This window comes from Micromonospora sp. CMU55-4 (assembly GCF_011602315.1).
In the GTDB taxonomy this organism is placed as follows: Bacteria; Actinomycetota; Actinomycetes; order Mycobacteriales; family Micromonosporaceae; genus Micromonospora; species Micromonospora chalcea.
In genome coordinates, this window is sequence record NZ_JAAOLH010000014.1 from 167871 (window position 1) to 188368 (window position 20498).

Genomic DNA, 20498 nt, shown 5'->3' on the forward strand with positions numbered 1-20498 from the left:
CCCGTCGCCGTCCCTGGGTTCCCCCAGGGCCCTCGCTCTCTCCCGCGATCTTGCAGTTCCGGCCCTCATCATGCCCGATTCATGCCGTTATCTACGGGACGGAAGTGCAAGATCGGCGCCGGTGGAGGCGCGGGTGGCCGCGGCGCGGTCGAGCCGGGTCGGGGGGCCACGACCGGGCTCAGAGGACGTCCAGGACGAGGCACAGCCAGGTGCCTCGGCGGCGTTCCAGGCGTATCGCAACGGCCCAGCTCGTGCCTCCGACGCCGGCGAACACGGCGGTGGCCTCGACCGCGCCCGCGCGGGGCTCGCAGACCCGCAGACGCCGCAGGAGCAGAGTCGGCCGGGCGGTACGGCGGCGGACCGGGGTCACCCGGCGGGCTGCTCGGGTCAGCTCGGCCGCGACCGGGCCGGCCGACTCGGGCACGCAGAGCGGCCGGAGCTGGCCGGGTGGCCGGAAGCCGTTGACGATCTCCAGGAAGGTGCGGACGAATCGGTGTGCGGCCCGCGTTCCCTCGGGTGCGGCGGACGCGAGGGCTGACGCGGGGGTGCCGGTCCAGCGTGGCCAGGCGGGTGCCGGGTCCGGGGCGCGGCCGGCGGGGCGTGCGGCGGCACCGCGGCGCGGATCGCTCAGGTCGAGGGTGAGCTGCCCGACGGGACTCCACAGCGGCTCCTCGTCGACGCACGGCGGGTCGAGTGGCGGGGCGGGCCGGAGACGGACCGGCGGGCGGGGTGCGCGGGGACGGCGGGTGTCGACCATCTCGAATCCTTGCGTTTGCCTTCGTTTGCCTCCGACAGGGCTTCATCTTCCCGGAATGGCGTCACCGGCGTCAATGGCCGACGGTCCTCGGGTGGTCACTCCTCGTCGCGCTCACCGAGCGGGTTCCCGCGTACCCACTCCGCCGTCTCGGCGTACTTCCGCTCGATGTATTCCTCCAGCCGGGAGCGCTCGACCCGCCACTGCCCCCGACCGCCGATCTTGATCGCCGGCAGCTCGCCACTGCGAACCATGTGGTAGACCTGCGAGTCCGAGACGTTCAGCTCGGCGGCGACGTCGGACAGCAGCAGGAACCTCGACTCCACGGTGACTCCCGGGGTTGGCTTCGTTTGCCTTAGTTTGCCATCACCGGCTGACATCGCCCCATGCCCGTTCGCCTGACACACCGGCGGGAGACTTCACCCGCGCGGATGCCGGGTGTATGACGGTCCTGGCGTACGGCATGATCGGCGCCCGGAGCCGGCGTCCGCCGGTGAGTGGCCTGAATGCGGGAGTGACCGGTGACCGACGAGCTTGTCCGGGTGTACCTGCCGGCGACCGTACCCATGCTCGCCCGGCTGCGCGAGGAGGGGCTGACCGCCGAGGCGGCGCACGCGGTCACCCCGGAACTGCGCGAGTGGTACGCCGAGGGCGACGAGGAGGAACTGGAGTACGTGGCCTTCACCCGGGCCGCCCAGGACGCGCTGTTCCTGCTCCGGAGCGACCCCGCCGCGCCCCGGCGACGGGTTGTCGTCTCGGCCGACCTGCCCGCCCGGGCGGTCGGACGGGTCGGCGGCGAGTTGGGGTCCAGCGTGGTCCGGCCGGCCGGACCGGTGCCGGTGAAGTCGGTCGCCGCGCTGCACGTCGACGGCGCGGAGGCGGTCGAGGACGTGGCCGCTGCCGTCGAGGTGGTGGCCGAGGCCCAGGCCGGGGACCCCGACGCCCAGTTCACCGTCGACGGCGCCGAGGACCACGAACTGGAGTGGTACGACGTGACCGAGCTGGACCTGCTGCTGCGCGAGGCCGGCTGAGCCGGCGGCTCAGGACGCCGCCGGCTCGTCCGTCTCGTCCTCGACCGGGCGGGGGCCGAGCGTGCGGCCGAACACGATGAGCGTGGTCAGCGCGCCCACGAAGAGCACCCAGATCCCGTTGTCCACCCGCGAGGTGCCGAGCGCGGTCTGCGCCACCTCGTCGGCCTCGCTGAGCGCGGCGGCCAGGTCGAGCAGCCCGCGGCCGCCGATCCGGATGATCACCTCGGTGAGCAGCAGGAGCAGGCCCGCGCCCGCGCCGGCCACCAGGTACGCCGGCCAGCGCAGCGGCGACGCCACGCCGTCGCGGCGCTCCGCCCGGCGACGGGACCAGGTCAGATAGAGGTACGCGGCGAGGCCGGCGAGCAGGCCGGCGAGCAGCGATTCGGTACGCGAGACCCACTTGGCGGCGTCGAGCACCGACTGCTGGGTCTCCCCGGCGCCGAACAGGTCGGACAGCGGGTCCCGGGCGCGGCTGAACAGCACCACGAAGATCTGCGCGGTGAGCGTCGCAGCGGTGATCGCACCCACCACCCGGGCCTGACGCGCGCCCGCCATCGCGCCGCCGATGATCGCGGCTGCCGCCGTGGTCCCGGCGATCGTGTTCGTGGTGGCGTTGTCGGCGTACGTCAGGTTGATCGCCACCGCGGCGAGCAGCCCGACCACCAGGCCGGTCCCGACGGCGGCCAGGAACCGCAGCGTGGCCCGGCCGAGCCGGTTGGTCGCGGCCAGGGCGACGGTGGCGCCGGTGACCAGCGCCGCGGTGATGACGCCGGGCAGCGCGTACGCGGAGAGGCTGATCGCGGTGACGCCGGCCGCGGTCGAGTGGATCGCCTCGCGGGTCGACCAGAGCATGGCGGCCAGCCATCCGAGCGAGAGCAGGGCGAGTACGAGCGCGCCCGGGGCGAACTCCGGCCGGCCGCCGGTGACAGTCCCCTCGTCCGCACGCGCGTGTCCGGCTGCGTCCTCGGCCGTCCGAGCCTCGCTCGCCGGTGCCTCGGCCAACGGTGCCTCTCCGGAGGACGCCTTGACGGAGGACGTCTCGACGGTGGCCCCGTCGCCCGTGGTCGGCCCGACGGTCTCGGGCTGATCCGTCTCCGCGGCCGTGGAGCTGCCGGGCTGGTTGCTCATCGTCTTCCCTTCGACGGTCGCCGGATCCCCGGGCCGGGCCGGGCAGGTCACCGGTCATCCAGCGTACGCGGCGCATCACCACTCCTCGGGCGGGCCGTGTGCCGTGTGCGCGTTGATCGACTGCAGTACGGCGATGTGGTGGCATCCCGAGGGCCCGGATACCGCCATTTCCCCGAGGTGGAGTGGATCAATGGCCGATAACCGCCAGCCGGGCGGGCCGTGTGATGCCGTTGGTCGACTCCAGCTCGGGGAGGTGCCGCCCGGAGGCCCGGAACACCGCCACCCCGAGGTGGGCTGGATCAAAGGTCGAGTAAGCGCCGACGAATCGTCGACGAACTGGGGGCGCGATCCGATGTTTCGTCGGATCCGGGTGGGTTGGGGCCGACGGTCCGGAGATGAACCGGCCGTCCGGTGTGCCAGGGAGGCGCGTCCGGCGAGGGCTTGTCGTGACAGAATCGGGCCAGGTCCCGCCGCCGCCCACCCCGCGGCGCCCCGGTGTCCGGCCGCCCGGCCGGCGCCCGCGGGTCCGGTTTCGCCGTCGCCGTCGAGATCGCCAGGAGCCTGTTGATGGACGCCGTGTTCTCCGTACCCGAGCCGCTCAACGAGCCGGTCCACTCCTACGAGCCCGGCAGCGCCGACCGGGAACGGCTCCAGCGGCGGCTGGCCGAACTGGCCGCCGAGCGGATCGAGCTGCCCATGACGATCGCCGGCGAGCGGCGGATGGCCGGCGGCGCGTCGATCGACGTGGTGCAGCCGCACAAGCACGCGCACGTTCTCGGCGTCACCGGGCACGCCACCCACGACGACGCCCGCGCCGCGGTGCAGGCCGCCAAGGACGCCGCGCCGATGTGGCGCGCGCTGCCGTTCGAGGAGCGGGCCGCGATCTTCCTGCGCGCCGCCGACCTGCTTGCCGGCCCCTGGCGGGACACGCTCAACGCGGCCACCATGCTCGGCCAGTCCAAGACCGCCGTGCAGGCCGAGATCGACTCGGCGTGCGAGCTGATCGACTTCCTGCGCTTCAACGTGCACTTCGCCCGGCGGCTCCTGGCCGAGCAGCCGCTGTCCTCGCCCGGGGTCTGGAACCGCCTCGACCACCGGCCGCTGGAGGGCTTCGTCTACGCGATCACCCCGTTCAACTTCACCGCGATCGCCGGCAACCTGCCGTCCGCGCCGGCCATGCTCGGCAACACGGTGGTCTGGAAGCCGTCCCCGACGCAGCAGTTCGCGGCGCACTTCACCATGCGCCTGTTCGAGGCCGCCGGCCTGCCGCCCGGCGTGATCAACATGGTCACCGGCCGCGGCGAGGAGGTCTCCGAGGTGGTGCTCGCCGACCCGGACCTGGCCGGCATCCACTTCACCGGCTCGACCAAGGTGTTCCAGCACCTGTGGAAGACCGTCGGCGACAACATCGCCCGCTACCGCGGTTACCCCCGCCTGGTCGGCGAGACCGGCGGCAAGGACTTCGTGGTCGCGCACACCAGCGCCGACGTGGACGCGCTGCACACCGCGCTGATCCGGGGCGCCTACGAGTACCAGGGGCAGAAGTGCTCGGCTGCCTCCCGCGCATACGTCCCGCGGTCGATCTGGGAGGGCGGGCTGCGCGACCGGCTCGCCGCCACGGCGGACTCGCTGACCTACGGCGACGTGACCGACTTCAGCAACTTCGGCGGCGCGGTGATCGACGACAAGGCGTTCGGCCGGCACACCGCCGCGCTGGAGCTGATCAAGGGTGACGACTCCTGCCGCGTCCTGGCCGGCGGCACCGCCGACGACTCGGTCGGCTACTTCGTCCGGCCGACGCTGTTCGAGTGCTCCGACGCGGCGCACGAGACGTTCACCACCGAGTACTTCGGGCCGATCCTCGGCGTGCACGTCTTCGACGACGCCCGCTTCGACGAGGTGGTCACCCAGGCCGAGTCGATCGCGCCGTACGCGCTGACCGGGTCGATCTTCGCGACCGACCGCCGGGTGGTCGACCAGGTGGCGGAGAAGATGCGGTACGCGGCCGGCAACTTCTACATCAACGACAAGCCGACCGGCGCGGTGGTCGGGCAGCAGCCGTTCGGCGGCGCCCGGGCCAGCGGCACCAACGACAAGGCGGGTTCCTGGCACAACCTGGTCCGCTGGATGTCGCCTCGGACGATCAAGGAGACGTTCGTTCCGCCGACCGATCACACCTACCCGCACATGGGCTGAGACGCTCGAAGAGGGCCCGTCCCGGCCGGGACGGGCCCTCTTCCTCATCCGACAGTGCACATCGGACCGGTCCGCGGGTGCCGAAATAGGCAAATCCTGGACGCCAGAGCCGACAAAGTGGCAGCTTAGAGGGCATGGCGGATTCCGGAGTCAACCCGACGGCGGCAGCTTTGCTCGGCCTGCTGCACGACGGCCCGATGACTGGCGGCCAGTTGATGGCCGCGGCTGAGCGCCGGCTGGCGCCGTACTGGTCGATGACCCGCAGTCAGGTCTACCGGGAGCTACCGGTCCTGGCCGAGAAGGGTCTGGTGCGTCTCGGCAAGCCCGGGCCGCGCATGAGTCAGCCGTACGCGCTGACAGCTGCCGGTAAACGGACATTCTCCCGCTGGCTGGCGGAGAATCCCGGCAAGGACACCATCCGTAACCCGATAGCGCTACGGATGGCGTTCGGCAACCTGCACTCGGCGAGCCAGCTCAAGAACCTCTACGCGACGGCGAACGAGTACCACACCGAGGCGCTGGCGGCGGTGCGGGAGCAGGTCAAGAACGCCAAGAAGGAAGGCGAGAGCTACGACGCCAGCGCGCTGGAGTTCGCCGTCGCCTACCACAAGGCGGCGCTGTCCTGGCTCAAGACCGCGCCGGTCGGCTGACCACCTGCAGCAGGTTGAGGGAACGACGCAGTAGTCTTGTCTGTCGTGACCGCTGCCGATTACGCCGAACAGCTCAAGGAACTCGACGCCACGCTGCGCAACATCGAGGCCGTGCTCGACCTCGACAAGCTGCGCGAGCAGAAGGCACGGCTGGAGCAGGAGGCCTCCGCGCCCGACCTCTGGGACGACCAGGCCAAGGCGCAGCAGGTGACGTCGCAGCTGTCGTACGTCAACGGCGAGATCACCAAGCTCGGCGACCTGCGCTCCCGGCTCGACGACGCCGGGGTGCTGCTGGAGCTGGCCCAGGCGGAGGACGACCCGGGCGCGCTGACCGAGGTCGAGTCGGAGATCGCCGGGCTGACCAAGGCCATCCAGGAGATGGAGGTCCGCACGCTGCTCTCCGGCGAGTACGACTCGCGGGAGGCGCTGGTGGCGATCCGGGCCGGGGCCGGCGGCGTGGACGCCGCGGACTTCGCCGAGATGCTGCTGCGGATGTACCTGCGCTGGGCCGAGCGGCACGGCTACCCGACCGAGGTCTACGAGACCTCGTACGCCGAGGAGGCGGGCCTCAAGTCGGCCACCTTCACGGTGAAGGTGCCGTACGCCTACGGCACGCTCAGCGTGGAGTCCGGCACGCACCGGCTGGTGCGGATCAGCCCGTTCGACAACCAGGGCCGCCGGCAGACCAGCTTCGCCGGCGTCGAGGTGCTGCCGGTCACCGAGCAGACCGACCACATCGACATCCCGGAGAACGAGGTCCGGGTGGACGTCTACCGGTCGTCCGGGCCGGGTGGGCAGAGCGTCAACACCACCGACTCGGCGGTGCGGCTGACCCACATCCCCACCGGCATCGTGGTGACCTGCCAGAACGAGAAGTCCCAGCTGCAGAACAAGGCCTCCGCGATGCGGGTGCTCCAGGCCCGGCTGCTGGAGCGCAAGCGGCAGGAGGAGGAGGAGAAGATGGCCGGCCTGAAGAGCGGCGGCACCAGCTCCTGGGGCGACCAGATGCGCTCGTACGTCCTGCACCCGTATCAGATGGTGAAGGATCTGCGTACCGAACAGGAGACGGGCAATCCGTCCTCGGTCTTCGACGGTGACCTGGACAGCTTCATCGAGGCGGGAATCCGCTGGCGGAAGCAGCAGCAGCTCAGCGCTGACGGTGCGTGATCACGTTCGGACTGAGCGCGTCATCGATCCCGTTCTGACCGGGTAAATCGATGACGCGCACCGCTTCGGCGGGCCTGGGGGCTTGGCTCTGCGGTTACACCGCGTAGACTACCGACCCGTGATTCAGCTTGAGCAAGTGACGAAGACGTACCCGAAGGCGTCCCGGCCTTCGCTCGACAACGTGTCCGTCTCGATCGAGAAGGGCGAGTTCGTCTTCTTCATCGGTCCATCCGGCTCCGGCAAGTCCACCATCATCAAGTTGCTGCTGCACGAGGTCACGCCCAACAAGGGTCGCGTCGTCGTCAACGGCAAGGACGTGACGTCGATGCGTTCCTGGAAGCGACCACACTTCCGGCGTTCCATCGGCTGCGTCTTCCAGGACTTCCGGCTGCTGCCGAACCGCACCGCGTACGAGAACGTGGCGTTCGCGCTGGAGGTGATCGGTAAGACGAAGGCGGTCGCCCGCCGGGTCGTGCCGGAGGTGCTGGAGCTGGTCGGTCTCGGTGGCAAGGAGCACCGCTACCCGCACGAGCTCTCCGGTGGTGAGCAGCAGCGTGTGGCGGTGGCCCGGGCGTTCGTCAACCGGCCGCTGATCCTGCTGGCCGACGAGCCCACCGGAAACCTGGACCCGGACACCTCGATCGAGATCATGCGCCTGCTGGACCGGATCAACCGCACCGGCACGACCGTCGTGATGGTCACGCACGACTCCAACATCGTGAACCAGATGCGGCGCCGGGTGATCGAGATCGAGAGCGGCCGCATCGTGCGCGACCAGGCCCGCGGCGTCTACGGCTGAGCCGTACGACGTTCCGTAGACCCTGACGACGAACCCTCACGCCGGAGAGCCGGAGGAATATCCCGATGCGGATGAAGTACGTCCTGTCCGAAGTGCTGGTCGGGCTGTGGCGCAACGTCACCATGACCATCGCCATGATCATCACAATGGCGGTGTCGCTGTTCATGTTGGGCGGCAGCGGCCTTCTGTACCAGAAGGTCGGCGACATGAAGGACCTCTACTACGAGAACGTCGAGGTCTCGATCTTCCTGAAGACCGACGCCACCAAGGAACAGGTCGACGCGCTGGGTCAGCAGCTCGACCAGGACCCGCTGGTCAAGGACTCGACGTACGTCAACAAGGACCAGGCGTACGAGCGCTTCCAGCAGATGTACGCCGACGCCCCGGACCTGGTCAGCGCGGTCAAGCCGGACCAGCTTCCCGAGTCGTACCGGGTGAAGCTCAACGACCCCGAGCAGTACAAGGCGATCTACGACAAGTACAAGACCGCCGAGGGCATCGACACGATCGTCGACCAGAGCAAGCTGCTCGACAAGGTCTTCGGCGTGCTCAGCGGCTTCCAGAACGGCGCGCTCGCGATCGCTATGGTGATGGCCGTCGCCGCCCTGCTGCTCGTCGCGAACACCATCCAGGTGGCCGCGTACAGCAAGCGGCGTGAAGTGGCGGTCATGAAGCTGGTCGGCGCGTCGAACTGGTTCATCCAGGCGCCGTTCGTGCTGGAGGCGGTGGTGGCCGGTCTGTTCGGCTCCATCCTCGGTCTGCTGGCGTTGATCGCGGTGAAGGTGCTCGCGGCCGGCAGTTCGATGGCGGCCCTGGAGGGTCTGATCACCCCGATCTCCTGGTCCGACATCTTCCTGACCTTCCCGCTGATGGCCGCCGTCGGTGGCGTGGTCAGCGCGGTCACCGCCTGGGTCACGCTCCGCTTCTACCTGCGGGTCTAGTCACCCGTCCGGCTCCGGCAAGGGCCCTCCCGCGCGGAATAAACCGCGCGGGAGGGCCCTTGTGGTTCCGGTAGCATGATCTTCGCTCGCCGGCCGGTGGCCGGCGACGGACCGGGAGGGAGGTGGCGCCGATGCCACGGGAAAAGGGTCGCAAGGTGGTCGCCTCCAACAAGAAGGCGCGCCACGACTACGCCATCCTCGACACGTACGAGGCGGGCATGGCGCTGACCGGCACCGAGGTGAAGTCGCTGCGGGCCGGGCGGGCGTCGCTCGTCGACGCGTTCGCCCAGGAGCGTGACGGCGAGATCTACCTGCACGCCATGCACATCCCGGAGTACGCCCAGGGCACCTGGACCAACCACGAGCCCCGGCGTACCCGCAAGCTGCTGCTCAACCGGATCGAGATCGACCGGCTGCTGGGCAAGCTCAAGGAGAGCGGCCTGACGCTGGTGCCGTTGCAGGTCTACTTCTCCGACGGCTGGGCCAAGGTGGAGATCGGCCTGGCCCGGGGTAAGAAGTCGTACGACAAGCGCCAGGACCTGGCCAAGCGGGACGCCGCCAAGGAGATCGCCCGGGCGGTCGGCCGGCGCGGCAAGGGCATGGCTGAGTGATACGTCCGGTTCGTCCGGCTGCCCACGTCGGGCGGGCCTCGGGATGAATCCGGTTGCGCCAGGCGTTACGCTTGGTGTGCTGCCGACAGGGGCAGCGCTTCGAGGGGGTGACTGGTTTCGACTTCGTACGCAGCGACAGGGGAAGCGAGCCGAGGAAGCCGACGTCGTCTCGAGAATCGGTCGTCGGAAACCAATAAGCGCCAAGAACAATCGCGCTGACTTCGCTCTCGCCGCCTGAGGCGAGTAGCAAGTCTGTCGGCCTGGGAGCGCCTTCGACCCAGTTAGCCGGCATCAGCTAGAAGGCTGGCCAATCGGACCCGGTCGCGGGGTCCGTGCGGCGAGATCAATCAGCGACTGGGCCCGTCACACCAACTTGCTCGCGTGAGCGGTGGGGCCGAGTAGAGGCACAGCGAGCTGCGCTCGGAGAAGCCCTGACAAACCGGCGAAGGACCCGGGTTCGATTCCCGGCACCTCCACCACACGGCCTGTGCGCCCCGGTCCACGAGGACCGGGGCGCACAGTCGTCTGAGGCCTCTGAGCCTGCCGGGGCAGATGGTGCCAATGCGGCAGATGAGACGCGTTGCAGCGCTGGACAGCGCCGCGTACCGGGTCCACCATCGCCATACGGGTTCGCCCAGCAGCGGGAGGTGTCCCATGGTCACCAGTCCGATCCAGCAGCCGATCTCCGTGCTCCCCACCGCTCCCGGTGACCTGCGCGCCCTCGCCCGGGCCACCGGCGGCCCGCGCTGGCGGGAGCGCCTGCTCACCGACCTCGACCCGGTCCGGCGGGGCTTCACCGAACACGTCCGCGTCACCGAAGGGCCGGGAGGCCACTACGCCGACCTGGTGCGCGCCGCGCCGCGGCTGCACCGGGGCGTACGCCTGCTGGTCGCCGAGCACGCCGCGATCCTGGTGGCGCTGGCCGCGCTCCAGCACACGGTCCGGCTGCCCGGGGCGTCCGCCGCCCAGGTGCGGGCCCGCACCGTGGACCTGCTGCGCGCGCTCGACCGGCACCGCCGCCACGGTGCCGACCTGCTCTGGGAGGCGTACCAGGCCGACCTCGGCGGCGAGGACTGAGCCCGGGGGAACCGGCCGGGACGGGCCGGCGTCCAACCGGTATGCGTCGCGTGCTCGCCCTGCTCGGGATCTCGTTGCTGACCCTCTCCGCCTGCGCCACGCCCGGCGCCGCTCCCGTCCGGACGCCGCCCACCGGTCCGGACCAGCGGCCCGCGTTCACCGAGCGGGCCGAGGAAGTCGCCGCGGGCTGGCGTCCCGGGCCGGGCTGGCGCGACGGGTACGTGCCGCTCCAGGACGCCACTGTGCTCACCGGCGACCCGGGCTTCACCGACGAGACGAAGGTGGCGTTCGGAGCGGGCTGGTACCGGGACCAGACCCCGATCCCGGCCGCCGTGCCGAAGGACGGCACGATCCGGTTCCCCGACGGCACGCTGCGGGTGCCGCTGGTCAGCGCCGCCGACGCGTACGCCCAGCTCCGCCAGGGCGACCCGCCGCCGTGCGACGGGCGCCCGGCCGCGCCGGACCCGGCACCGACCGGACGGCCCGGCCCGAACGACCCGGTGTCGACCTCGGCGCCGACGCCGTGCGTCCCGCTCACAGTGACCGAGGTACGGCTGGGCAGCGCGCCGGTGTGGACCAGCCGGGGCCGCGCCGACGTGCCCGCCTGGCTGTTCACCGTGGACGAGCTGGCCGTACCCGTGGCCCGGATCGCCGTCGCGCCGCGCGTGACCGGCCGGGCGCCCGGCGGCGCGGTGCCCACCCGGCCGCTCCCGGCCGGCCTGGTGTCCGCTCAGCAGTTGCGGGCGGTCGAGGGCAACCGGATCGACTACGTGCTCGGCGTCGGCGCCTGCGACGGCCCGCCCACCCCGCTCGTGCTGGAACGGCCGGACGTGGTGGTGATCGGCGGCGCCGTGATCGCCTCCACCGGCGTCTGCACCGCGCAGCTCGTGCTGAAGCCGGTCAGCGTCACGCTCGACGCGCCGCTCGGCGGCCGGGCCGTGCTGGACGCCGCCAGCGGCGCCCCGCTGATCGTCCAGCCCGGCTGAGTCTCAGAGGATCCGTGGCACGTCGGTGCTGATCGGCACCGGCAGCACCGTCGGCCGGTCCGCGGCCGACGCGGCGGCGAGCGCGGTGCCGAGCCCGTCCAGCGTGGTCACCGCACCGGCGCAGCCGTAGCCGTGCGCCACCGCCGTCACGTCCAGCCCGGGCAGGTCCAGCGCGGGCACACCAGGGGTGTGCTTCAGCTCGGCGAACGCCTTCAGGATCGCGTACTGCTGGTTCACCGGAACCACGACGGCGAGCGGCAGGCGCAGCCGCGCCGCCGTCCACAACGCCTGGACCGAGTAGTGGAACGAGCCGTCGCCGACCACCGCGACCACCGGGCGGCCGCGCCCGGTGTCGCGTTCGGCGAGCGCCATGCCGACCGCCGCCGGCAGCCCGAAGCCGAGCCCGCCGCTGGCCATCGTCAGGTACGAGCGCGGCCGCTCGATCGGCAGCCGGCGGCGCAGCGCGGCCAGGTTGGACGGCGACTCCTGCACCAGCACCCCGTCCGCCGGCCACGCGGCGGCGAGCGCGGCGAACAACGCGTCGGCGCTGGGCGGGTCAGCCTGCTCCGGCGGGGCCGGCTGCGGGCGCGGTGACGGCGCGGGACGGTCGGTCGCCGGCAGCCGCTCGCACAGCGCGGCCATGGTCAGGCGGGCGTCGCCGAGCAGGCTGTCCCCGACCGGGGCGCGGGCCGCCTCGTCCGGGTCGTCTGTGACGTGCAGCAGCCGCGCGTCGCCGGGCAGGTAGTCGCCCGGCACGTGCGGGTAGTAGCGGAACACCGGCGCACCCACCACCAGCACCACGTCGTGGCCGCGCAACGCCTCCGACAGCGGCCCGATCGCGTACGGCAGCACGCCCCGGAAGTGCGGATGCCGCTCGGGGAACACGGCCCGCTCCGGGGCCGGGGCGGCCCAGACCGGGGCGGCCAGACGCTCGGCCAGCGCCACCGCGTCCGGCCAGGCGTCCGACCGGTCCACCGCCGCGCCGAGCACCAGCGCCGGGGCACGGGCGGCGGCCAGCGCGTCGGCGAAGCTCCGCAGCCGGTCCGGGTCCGGCGCGATCCGGGTGGCGACGGTACGCACCTGCGGCGGCGGGTCGGCCGGGCGGTCCCAGTCGTCCATCGGCACAGAGAGGAAGACCGGCCCGGCCGGTGGCTGCACCGCCGAGGCGTACGCCCGCATGAAGGCCGCCGGGATGTCCTGCGCGCGGGCCGGCTCGTGGGCCCACTTGACGTACGGCTGGGCCAGCTCGACCGCCCGGGGGCTGGCCAGGCGCGGCTCGATCAGCAGCATCTCGCGGGTCTGCTGGCCGGCGCTGACGATCAGCGGCGTCCGGTTGTGCCAGGCGGTGACCAGGTTGCCCATGCCGTTGCCGGTGCCCGGCGCGGTGTGCAGGTTGACGTGCGCGGGCCGGCCGGTGCCCTGGGCGTAGCCGTCGGCCATCGCGACCGCCGACGCCTCCTGCAGCGCGTGCACGTAGTGGAAGTCGGCCGGGAACTCCTGCAGGAACGGCTCCTCGGTCGAGCCCGGGTTGCCGAAGACCGTGGTCAGCCCGAGCGCGCGCAGCAGGTCGTAGGTCGCCTCCCGCACCGTCGCCATCGCCGGCTGCCTCCGTCCTCCACGCGGATGCCGGAGACGGCCCGGTGCCCGGTCCCCCGACCAGCCGAATCTATCGGGCCGAGGCCGACTTTTCGGGCGCTTCCCGCGCTCAGGGCAGCGGGAACGGCAGCTTGATCCCGTCCAGCGCGTGCCCGCACCCGCACTCCCGCTCGGCGGGCAGCGCCGCCACGGCGTCCAGCAGCAGCCCGCGCAGCCGGTCGGTGTTCTCCGCGAAGACCCGGAACACCTCCTCGTGGGTGACCGACTCGCCCGCCTCGACGCCCGCGTCCAGGTCCGTGACCAGCGCGATCGACGTGTAGCAGAGTGCCAGCTCACGGGCCAGCACCGCCTCCGGGTGGCCGGTCATGTTGACGATCGTGCCGCCCATCGAGGCGAACCAGCGCGACTCCGCCCGGGTCGAGAAGCGCGGACCCTCGACCACCACGACGGTCCCGCCGTCCACCGCCGGCACGCCCCGCCCGGCCGCCGTGTCCAGCAGCGTGCGCCGCCCCGCCGGGCAGTACGGATCGGCGAACGACACGTGCACCGCGCCCCGGTCGTAGTACGTCTGCACGCGCCCGCTGGTGCGGTCGATCAACTGGTCCGGCACCACGAACGTGCCCGGACCCAGCTCCGGCCGCAGGCCGCCCACCGCGCAGGGTGCCAGCACCTGGCGTACGCCCAGCGACCGCAGCGCCCACAGGTTCGCCCGGTAGGGGATCAGGTGCGGCGGGTAGCGGTGATCACGCCCGTGGCGGGGCAGGAACGCCACCCGGCGACCGCCCACCTCGGCGACGGTGATCGGGCCCGACGGCTCGCCGTACGGGGTGTCCACCACGTGCTCCACCCCGTCGAGCAGGGCGTAGAGACCCGACCCGCCGATCACCGCCAGTTCGGCCTGCGCCGCCATCCGACCCTCCCTCGATCCGTCGTGATCACCCGCCGTCAGACCTTAACCAGCGGGCCGGACGCAGGCTATGGTGCGTGACATGGCGTTGACAGGATGGACGGTCGACGGCCTCGGGCCCGTACGGGCGCACGGCTGACGGGTGTCGGACATGCAGAGTGAGGGGCAGGCGATCGGTGGCCGAGCCATGGAGTCGATGACCGGACGACTGCTGGTCGCGACACCAGGGCTCAAGGATCCGAACTTCGACCGTACGGTCGTGCTGCTCGTCGCCCACGAACCCGGCGGCGCCCTCGGGGTGGTGCTGAACCGCGCCACCGAGGTCTCGGTGGCCGACGTGCTCGGCGACTGGAGCGACCTGGCCCGCGACCCGGCCGTGCTGTTCGAGGGTGGCCCGGTGCAGCCCGACTCCGCCATCTGCCTGGCCCGGATGCGGCACCCCGTCCGGCCGGTCAAGGGCTTCCACCGCGTCTCCGGCGCGGTCGGCACCATCGACCTCTCGGTCGACCCGGAGAAGCTGCGCGAGGCGGTCGGCGGGATCCGGGTGTTCGCCGGCTACTCCGGCTGGGGCGCCGGACAGGTCGAGCGCGAGATCGAGGAGGGCTCCTGGTTCGTGCTCGACGCGCTGCCCGGTGACGCCTTCGTCGACCGGCCGGATGATCTCTGGCCGATGGTGCTGCGCCGGCAGGGCGGCATGATGGCGGCGGTGGCCCACTTCCCGCCGGACGTGGCGCTGAACTGACCCCCTCGGTGGGGGACCCCCGCGAGATGACCATGCGGGGCGGCGTGTGTATAGTTCTTCCCGTGCCCGGGCGACCGGGTGCGAACGCAAGGGGCCGTGGCGCAGCTGGTAGCGCACCACACTGGCAGTGTGGGGGTCAGGGGTTCGAGTCCCCTCGGCTCCACCGACCGCACCGTTGTGCGAACCGGTGGCTTTAAAATGCCCTCGTCCGTTTCGGGCGGGGGCATTGTAGTTTCGGTGGGGACCTTGAACGCGGTGTGACTCCCCGCCCGGTGAGTTGACTTCGGCGATGAGGGCCTCGATGGTCGCCCTGCTGTCGGTGTCGCTGCCACTAGCGATGATCATGGGAGTCGCGGATCAGGGCGACGCCGCCCGGCGCCGGTGGGGTGGGCCGGGCGGCGATATCCTCCCCGGGAGGGCAGGTCCGTTGCAGACTGCAATCACGTCGCGCTGAGGTGACTCGCCGATGATCTCCAAGCGAGCGTGCCGCTCCGAGTCGAGGAAGGCTCGTCCCATACCTGGGCTCTTGATCGGTCAGATCCTCGGGGCCGTTACCGAGACGGACCTCCCAGTACTCCCAGCGAGGTGCCACCTCCATGCCAGGGTTGCGGCAGCGGCCGGACCGACGCGTGGTTGCCGCCAGCCGCGACCACTCCGTATGGGCCGCCGCCCTGCTGCAGTGCCGCGACGTACCAGCAGCACCAACGGATCCGCCTCGCCGGGCCGGACACGCTCGATCCGCCTCGGCCAGCACCTGCTGAAATTCACACGGCAAGTTTCGTAGCCTCCACCGGGTCAAGAGGCCACCCTGGCACTGCAATTCCGGCCGAATTGATGGCCCAAACGGCTTGGCGCGAGCCTGACCGGCCGGTGGATGTTGCTGCTGGGCAAATCCCAATGACTTCTTGTCGGAAATCCGACGCATACGCCGGCTCGTCATACGGCCTATCCTGTAGGGCTTTGCCTCGGGCGGTCTGCCCGAGTCGAAGCATTGGCGTCCGACGATTGACTCGGAGACAAGATGCTGTTGACGCAACCGGATGTACTCCACCTCGTTGAACAGGCCGCCGGCCGATGGGCAGACCAACTGATCGACTTCGGCCCGCGCAACACGCTGCTCTACTTCAAGGAGCGGCAAACCACCAGCCTCGATCTCGCGGATGCGGCTGCCGACGCCGTCGCTGACCTGCTCCGAGGGCAAAAGGTTCGCCTGCGGACGCTGTTCCCGGATCAGGAACGGCACAACACCGCCTGCAACACTGCGCGCAGTCTCCGGCGGAAGCTAGTCGAGCTGGAGGAGGAGCAGGGCATCCAAGCCGGTTGGGTGACCCGCGGTCTGCTTTGCATGGTGGGCCCCTACACCCGTGGGTCTACACCGATGCAACCGCTGCGAGCGCCGCTGATCTTGCAGCAGCTTGCGCTGGACAGCAGGACTGCGACCGAGAACGACTTCACGCTGGAGCTTTCCGAGTCACCCGAGATCAACCCCGTTCTCCTATACGCGCTGGAACGGCAGTACGGCGTGGAGGCCGACATCAGCGCCCTCGGCGAAAAGCTGAGCGCGATGCTGTCAGAGATTACTGACCCGGACCAGCAGCTCAGCGTCGCCTACGATCTGATCGGCGAGGCGGTAGCTCCCAGCGGCCTGTCTCTCCGGCTCGAGCCTGCGGTGGTTGCCGGCGTCTTCAGCTTCGACAAGCTCGCCATGGTCAAGGACCTGCGTAACTCGGCCGAGCTGCTGGCATCGCACCCGGTGATCGGTGCGATGGCGGGCGACGCCGAGACTCGGCAGAAGCTGCGCACGGAGCAAGCTCAGGGGGCTAGCTCCAGTGCCGATCACATCGATCCGGCCAAGGAGTTCCTGGTCCACGACGCGGACTCGTCTCAACAGTCTGCGATCGATGCGGTGCTGTCCGGCCGGCACGTGGTCATCGAGGGGCCGCCGGGCACCGGGAAGAGCCAGACGATCGCGAACATCATCGCGTACATGGCCGCGATGGGTCGCAGCGTGCTGTTCGTCTCCGAGAAGCGGGCCGCCATCGAAGCGGTGATGAACCGTCTTGGCGACGTCGGGCTCGAAAATTTGGTGTTCGACCTACACGACCGCAAAATCAGTAAGCGGCAGATAGCCCAGCGCATCGCCAACGTTCTGGCGCAGGCGGGTGCCGAACCACCCGTCGACACCGATGAGTTGCACCGCCGCCTGCAGAGCCGCCGAGCTTCCGCGAAACGACACCCGGCCGAGCTGCACGAGGTTCGCCGACCTTGGGGTTTCAGTGCTTTTCAGGTCATCGAGCAACTTCTCGCGCTTCCGGCCCGCGATGTCAGTGGCTACAACCTGCGCGCATCGGAGCTGCGGAACCTCGACCGGTCGAGGCTGGAGTCGGCACGGGAGGACCTTCGCACGTTCGTGGATCGTGGCGGACTGAGGATCTGGTGCGGGGAGTCGCCGTGGGCGAAGGCTGCCATCCGCACACCAGACGACGTCGGCAAGGTGCTGGTGCATCTCGACGAACTCGCGGCCGGTGCCTTGCAAGGCGCCCAGCGCCAGATCCGGGACCTGGTCGACCGGGCCGGGCTGGATGTGCCGGACGACCTAGCTGCGTGGAGAGATCTGTTCGACCTGCTCGGCGAGGTCGACCGCACCATCGCGAGCTACGGCGAGCAGATCTTCGGCCCCGGTCTGGACGACTACGTCTACGCGACAGCACCAAGCCGGTCCCGCCCGCGTAGGCCGGAACCGCTCGGAATCTTCCGCCGGTTCCAACTGCGCCGCGAGCTGCGACGGACCTGTCCGGCCCCTCCCAAGAGCCGATCCGAGATGTACCAGGGCTTGGTCGCCGCAGCCGATCAGCGGGAGCGGTGGCAGAGACTAAGCCGCCAGGACAGCGCGCCCACTGTGCTGGCAGGTGCCGACCTCTGCATGTCGTCCTTCACGCAGGTGCGGAACCACCTTGCAGCGGTGGCAGCATGTGCTCGAATCGACGGTCTTGAGCGTGGACCGACGACCACGGCGGCCAATACCCTCGCCGAGTTGAACGCTGACCGCGAGACGTTGTTCCTGATGCCGGACCTGAACGAGAAGCAGCATCTGTTCCGTTCATTGGGGCTGAGTCACATGCTCGATGACCTCGCCAGGCGGCAGGTCTCAAGCGACGAGGCAGCCGACACCCTCTTGCGCTCCTGGTTGCAGGTGATCCTCGACGAAATGCGCATGCGTGTTCCGTACCTTGGTCAGTTCGTCGGACAACAGCACGCCACGGTGGTTCAGGACTTCCGCAATGCGGACAGCCGGCACATCGAGATGGCTGCCCGGCACGTGCGCCGCAACGTGGCAGTGAACCTACGGAAGGTTCGAGATGCCTATCCCGACCAGAACGGCCTCGTCCGGCGGGAAGCGGCCAAGAAGGGCCGCCATCTTCCTCTTCGGAAGCTGCTCAGCAGCGCACCGGAGGTGCTCCTCGCCGCGTTCCCGTGCTGGGCCATGTCACCACTCGTGGTCAGCCGCATCCTGCCGCCCGAGCGGTCGTTCGACGTAGTGATCTTCGATGAGGCCAGCCAGATCGAGCCGCACGACGCAGTCGCCTCGATCATGCGTGGCACCCAAGTCGTCGTGGCCGGTGATCCGAAGCAGCTTCCACCCACGCCTTTCTTCCGGCGGCTCGTTCAGCAGAGCACGGCAGGCGAAGAGGACGACCTCGGGGACGGAAGCCTGGAGGACTACGAGTCCGTACTTGACGTTCTCGGTGGTCTGATCTCGGACCGGTACCGGCTGACGTGGCACTACCGCAGTCGAGACGAGCGTCTGATCGCATTTTCGAACGTTGAGATCTACAACCGGTCCCTCGTCACGTTCCCTGGCGTGCAGGTCGACAGCCCGCTGCGTTTGGAAACGGTGGACGGTCGTGTCGCACCCGGACAGAGCGGCTCGTCACCGGAGGAGGTCAACCGAGCGGTTGAGCTAATTCTGGAACACGCCGAGCAGCGACCGAACGAGAGCCTCGGCGTCATCACCATGGGACAGAAGCACGCCCTGCGGATCGAGGCGACCCTCCGCAGCCGGCGGCGCGAGCATGAGCATCTCGATGACTTCTTCTCCCAGGACCGGGCTGCGAGCCAGCGCTTCTTCATCAAGAGCCTGGAGAACGTCCAAGGCGACGAGCGGGACGCCATCATCCTGAGCATCGGCTACGCCCGGACCCGAGACGGCCGACTTCCGCTGCGCTTCGGGCCGCTCAACCAGGAGGGCGGCGAACGCCGCCTGAACGTCGCGGTCACCCGAGCGCGGAGCCGGATGACCGTGGTTAGTGCGTTTTCCCATCACGACATGGACCCGAACCAGACCGCTGCGACGAAGAACCGTGGGCCCGAACTGCTCCGCCGATATCTTGAATTCGTTGACCTCGGCGGCGACCTGGGCGCGCGACAGCACACCGGGGTCGAGCTCAATGGCCTCGAACGAAGCGTCCTGAAGGCACTGCAGCGTGAGGGCATCAACGCCGTGCCGCAGTGGGGAGTGTCCGGTTACCGCATCGACCTAGCGCTCGCGCATCCGGAGCAGCCCGGGCGCATGGTCCTCGCCGTGGAGACCGACGGTCACTCGTACCATCAGGCACACAGCGCCCGGGATCGGGACCGGCTGCGCCAGCAGCATCTCGAGCGTCTCGGGTGGGAGTTTCATCGGATCTGGTCGACTGATTGGTACGTGGACCCGGCAGGCCAAACGGCCCGGCTCGTCGCCCGTTGGAAGCAGGCGGTCGACCGCGCCAGCCAGGCCGCGAGGAGCCACCCCATGCCGGCGGCACGCCGATCCGCTCAGCTACCGTCGCCACCGGCAACCCGCCGTGGCCCACGCCCCGACGTGCCGACCGGTCTGCGGATCAACGAATACACGCGGGAACAACTGGTGCAGATCTGTACCTGGCTGGTGAGCGACCAGCTCCAGCGTGATCGGGATGAGCGTCTCCAGGAGGCCATGGCCGAGCTTGGGTTCCGGAAACGGGGCTCAAACATCCTCCGACGATTGACCGAAGCCCTTGACATCGCGCAGCAGCGCGCCGACTGGGAGGTATCCCGATGATCGCCCTCGACCCGCTCACTCTGGAACGTGTCGCTCGGTTGATCTGCGACGTCGATGGTCCCTATGAACGGACAGGTACGCAGGTCGAGCGGTTTCTGCACCGTGTCCGGTGGCCTAGCGACCCGCAGTACGATGGCTCTCCGCGGATTCCCTGGCTCACGGAAGTGCTGGGTTCTCATGCCAATGATGCCGCCGCCCTCGACCGGCTGCTCTGCCGCATCGGTGATCCGCTGGAGTATGACGGCGGCATTGAGGCCGCCGAGCCGATCACACAGGAGTTGAACCGCATCCTGGCTCCCGAGCAACTGACCATTACCTACGTCGGCGGGCGCCCTGTCCTCGGTCAGCTTAGCCAGACCAGTGACGTTCCCCTGTACGGGCCGCCGCCGGACCTGCACGAGCGGGTGCGAGGGCTTTCCCGAGACAGCAAGGCGGTCGACATCCTCATGGCACGTGCCGATGAAGCGTCGATCTGTCAGAAAAACGGGGCCTACGCGCTGGCGATCATCGGCATCGGCAGCTTTGTCGAAGGACTGCTGCACATCGTAGTGACCGACCGCGACGAGAAAGTGCGAAGGAATGGCCTGGTCGGCCGGAACGGCCGACGGGTTCCGGCCGAGCGAGCCGGCCTTCACCTGCTTCTTGACTACGCGCATCAGCGGAAGTGGGTTCAGACCGACGCCAAGGACTTCATGGAGAAGGTCCGGGACTACCGCAACTTCGTGCACCCTCGCCACCAGATCGACTACGGGCTCGTGCCCGACCTGGACACAGTGCGGATGTGCTGGGCGCCTGTGCACGCGCTCCTCAACGACCTGGAATCCACACCCTGA

Annotated in this window: 17 protein-coding genes, 1 tRNA gene and 1 other RNA gene; 14 read left to right on the forward strand and 5 right to left on the reverse strand. The window is 69.9% G+C overall.

All coding sequences use genetic code 11. The features are described from left to right. Window positions 1–178: 178 nt before the first annotated feature. The gene (locus tag HA073_RS23280; protein WP_043326379.1) at window positions 179–757 is read right to left on the reverse strand and encodes an Rv3235 family protein; all 579 of its coding nucleotides are present in this window, start codon (window positions 755–757) and stop codon (window positions 179–181) included. A gap of 95 nt (window positions 758–852) precedes the next feature. After that, a complete protein-coding gene (locus HA073_RS23285) occupies window positions 853–1080 on the reverse strand; it encodes a helix-turn-helix domain-containing protein (protein WP_030501414.1) in 228 nt (75 codons plus the stop codon). A gap of 195 nt (window positions 1081–1275) precedes the next feature. Here HA073_RS23285 and HA073_RS23290 point away from each other — a divergent pair, with 195 nt between their 5' ends. After that, entirely contained in the window at window positions 1276–1785 is a 510-nt protein-coding gene (locus HA073_RS23290) for a DUF6912 family protein (RefSeq protein WP_043326377.1), read from the forward strand. 9 nt (window positions 1786–1794) lie between these two features. Here the strand turns inward: HA073_RS23290 and HA073_RS23295 are convergent, their stop codons facing one another. Further along, window positions 1795–2913, reverse strand: coding sequence for a hypothetical protein (locus HA073_RS23295; RefSeq protein WP_166457274.1), 1119 nt, complete (start codon window positions 2911–2913; stop codon window positions 1795–1797). A 567-nt stretch (window positions 2914–3480) separates the two neighbouring features. Between HA073_RS23295 and pruA the strand changes: the two genes are divergently transcribed. The 9 genes from pruA to HA073_RS23340 all read left to right on the forward strand — a co-directional run bounded on the left by pruA (window position 3481) and on the right by HA073_RS23340 (window position 11340). Further along, window positions 3481–5109, forward strand: a complete 1629-nt coding sequence (pruA, locus tag HA073_RS23300) for an L-glutamate gamma-semialdehyde dehydrogenase (RefSeq protein WP_166457275.1) — start codon at window positions 3481–3483, stop codon at window positions 5107–5109. A 134-nt stretch (window positions 5110–5243) separates the two neighbouring features. Continuing rightward, window positions 5244–5759 (forward strand): PadR family transcriptional regulator, encoded by a 516-nt coding sequence (locus HA073_RS23305; protein ID WP_043326375.1) that lies wholly within the window; start codon window positions 5244–5246, stop codon window positions 5757–5759. A 45-nt stretch (window positions 5760–5804) separates the two neighbouring features. Next, window positions 5805–6926 carry a peptide chain release factor 2 gene (gene prfB / locus HA073_RS23310; RefSeq protein ID WP_043326373.1) on the forward strand — a complete coding sequence of 374 codons (1122 nt, stop codon included), beginning with the start codon at window positions 5805–5807 and terminating at the stop codon, window positions 6924–6926. 118 nt (window positions 6927–7044) lie between these two features. Next, entirely contained in the window at window positions 7045–7725 is a 681-nt protein-coding gene (ftsE, locus tag HA073_RS23315) for a cell division ATP-binding protein FtsE (RefSeq protein WP_013284225.1), read from the forward strand. 65 nt (window positions 7726–7790) lie between these two features. Further along, window positions 7791–8666 carry a permease-like cell division protein FtsX gene (ftsX, locus tag HA073_RS23320; RefSeq protein ID WP_030501420.1) on the forward strand — a complete coding sequence of 292 codons (876 nt, stop codon included), beginning with the start codon at window positions 7791–7793 and terminating at the stop codon, window positions 8664–8666. 131 nt (window positions 8667–8797) lie between these two features. Beyond that, window positions 8798–9277: an SsrA-binding protein SmpB gene (gene smpB, locus HA073_RS23325; protein ID WP_030501421.1), complete on the forward strand. Its 480-nt coding sequence runs from the start codon at window positions 8798–8800 to the stop codon at window positions 9275–9277. 103 nt (window positions 9278–9380) lie between these two features. Then, window positions 9381–9756, forward strand: a transfer-messenger RNA (tmRNA) gene (gene ssrA, locus HA073_RS23330). Window positions 9757–9931: 175 nt separating this feature from the next. After that, the gene (locus tag HA073_RS23335) at window positions 9932–10354 is read left to right on the forward strand and encodes a hypothetical protein (protein WP_166457276.1); all 423 of its coding nucleotides are present in this window, start codon (window positions 9932–9934) and stop codon (window positions 10352–10354) included. 41 nt (window positions 10355–10395) lie between these two features. After that, on the forward strand, window positions 10396–11340 hold the full coding sequence (locus HA073_RS23340) for a hypothetical protein (RefSeq protein ID WP_166457277.1): 945 nt from the start codon (window positions 10396–10398) through the stop codon (window positions 11338–11340). Between the two features lie 3 nt (window positions 11341–11343). Here HA073_RS23340 and mdlC read toward each other — a convergent pair whose 3' ends face one another. Together mdlC and HA073_RS23350 are read right to left on the reverse strand one after the other, a co-directional pair. Further along, the gene (gene mdlC / locus HA073_RS23345) at window positions 11344–12936 is read right to left on the reverse strand and encodes a benzoylformate decarboxylase (RefSeq protein ID WP_166457278.1); all 1593 of its coding nucleotides are present in this window, start codon (window positions 12934–12936) and stop codon (window positions 11344–11346) included. Between the two features lie 109 nt (window positions 12937–13045). Continuing rightward, the gene (locus HA073_RS23350) at window positions 13046–13846 is read right to left on the reverse strand and encodes an S-methyl-5'-thioadenosine phosphorylase (RefSeq protein ID WP_043326365.1); all 801 of its coding nucleotides are present in this window, start codon (window positions 13844–13846) and stop codon (window positions 13046–13048) included. Window positions 13847–13994: 148 nt separating this feature from the next. Here HA073_RS23350 and HA073_RS23355 point away from each other — a divergent pair, with 148 nt between their 5' ends. From HA073_RS23355 to HA073_RS23370, 4 genes are all read left to right on the forward strand, one after another. Then, window positions 13995–14585, forward strand: coding sequence for a YqgE/AlgH family protein (locus HA073_RS23355; protein WP_043330624.1), 591 nt, complete (start codon window positions 13995–13997; stop codon window positions 14583–14585). Between the two features lie 90 nt (window positions 14586–14675). Then, window positions 14676–14748 (forward strand) — tRNA-Ala (locus HA073_RS23360). Window positions 14749–15606: 858 nt separating this feature from the next. Continuing rightward, window positions 15607–19665, forward strand: coding sequence for an AAA domain-containing protein (locus HA073_RS23365; RefSeq protein WP_166457279.1), 4059 nt, complete (start codon window positions 15607–15609; stop codon window positions 19663–19665). Next, complete coding sequence (locus tag HA073_RS23370) at window positions 19662–20498, forward strand: hypothetical protein (protein WP_166457280.1); 837 nt, start codon at window positions 19662–19664, stop codon at window positions 20496–20498. Before HA073_RS23365 ends, HA073_RS23370 begins: the two co-directional genes overlap by 4 nt.

Coding starts and splice junctions, on each gene's coding strand:
- HA073_RS23350 (WP_043326365.1), bottom strand. CDS start 13,846: ATGGCGGCGCAGGCCGAACTGGCGGTGATCGGCGGGTCGGGTCTCTAC.
- HA073_RS23280 (WP_043326379.1), bottom strand. CDS start 757: ATGGTCGACACCCGCCGTCCCCGCGCACCCCGCCCGCCGGTCCGTCTC.
- smpB (WP_030501421.1), top strand. CDS start 8,798: ATGCCACGGGAAAAGGGTCGCAAGGTGGTCGCCTCCAACAAGAAGGCG.
- HA073_RS23305 (WP_043326375.1), top strand. CDS start 5,244: ATGGCGGATTCCGGAGTCAACCCGACGGCGGCAGCTTTGCTCGGCCTG.
- HA073_RS23335 (WP_166457276.1), top strand. CDS start 9,932: ATGGTCACCAGTCCGATCCAGCAGCCGATCTCCGTGCTCCCCACCGCT.
- ftsX (WP_030501420.1), top strand. CDS start 7,791: ATGCGGATGAAGTACGTCCTGTCCGAAGTGCTGGTCGGGCTGTGGCGC.
- pruA (WP_166457275.1), top strand. CDS start 3,481: ATGGACGCCGTGTTCTCCGTACCCGAGCCGCTCAACGAGCCGGTCCAC.
- HA073_RS23355 (WP_043330624.1), top strand. CDS start 13,995: ATGCAGAGTGAGGGGCAGGCGATCGGTGGCCGAGCCATGGAGTCGATG.
- HA073_RS23340 (WP_166457277.1), top strand. CDS start 10,396: ATGCGTCGCGTGCTCGCCCTGCTCGGGATCTCGTTGCTGACCCTCTCC.
- HA073_RS23295 (WP_166457274.1), bottom strand. CDS start 2,913: ATGAGCAACCAGCCCGGCAGCTCCACGGCCGCGGAGACGGATCAGCCC.
- mdlC (WP_166457278.1), bottom strand. CDS start 12,936: ATGGCGACGGTGCGGGAGGCGACCTACGACCTGCTGCGCGCGCTCGGG.
- HA073_RS23370 (WP_166457280.1), top strand. CDS start 19,662: ATGATCGCCCTCGACCCGCTCACTCTGGAACGTGTCGCTCGGTTGATC.
- HA073_RS23365 (WP_166457279.1), top strand. CDS start 15,607: ATGCTGTTGACGCAACCGGATGTACTCCACCTCGTTGAACAGGCCGCC.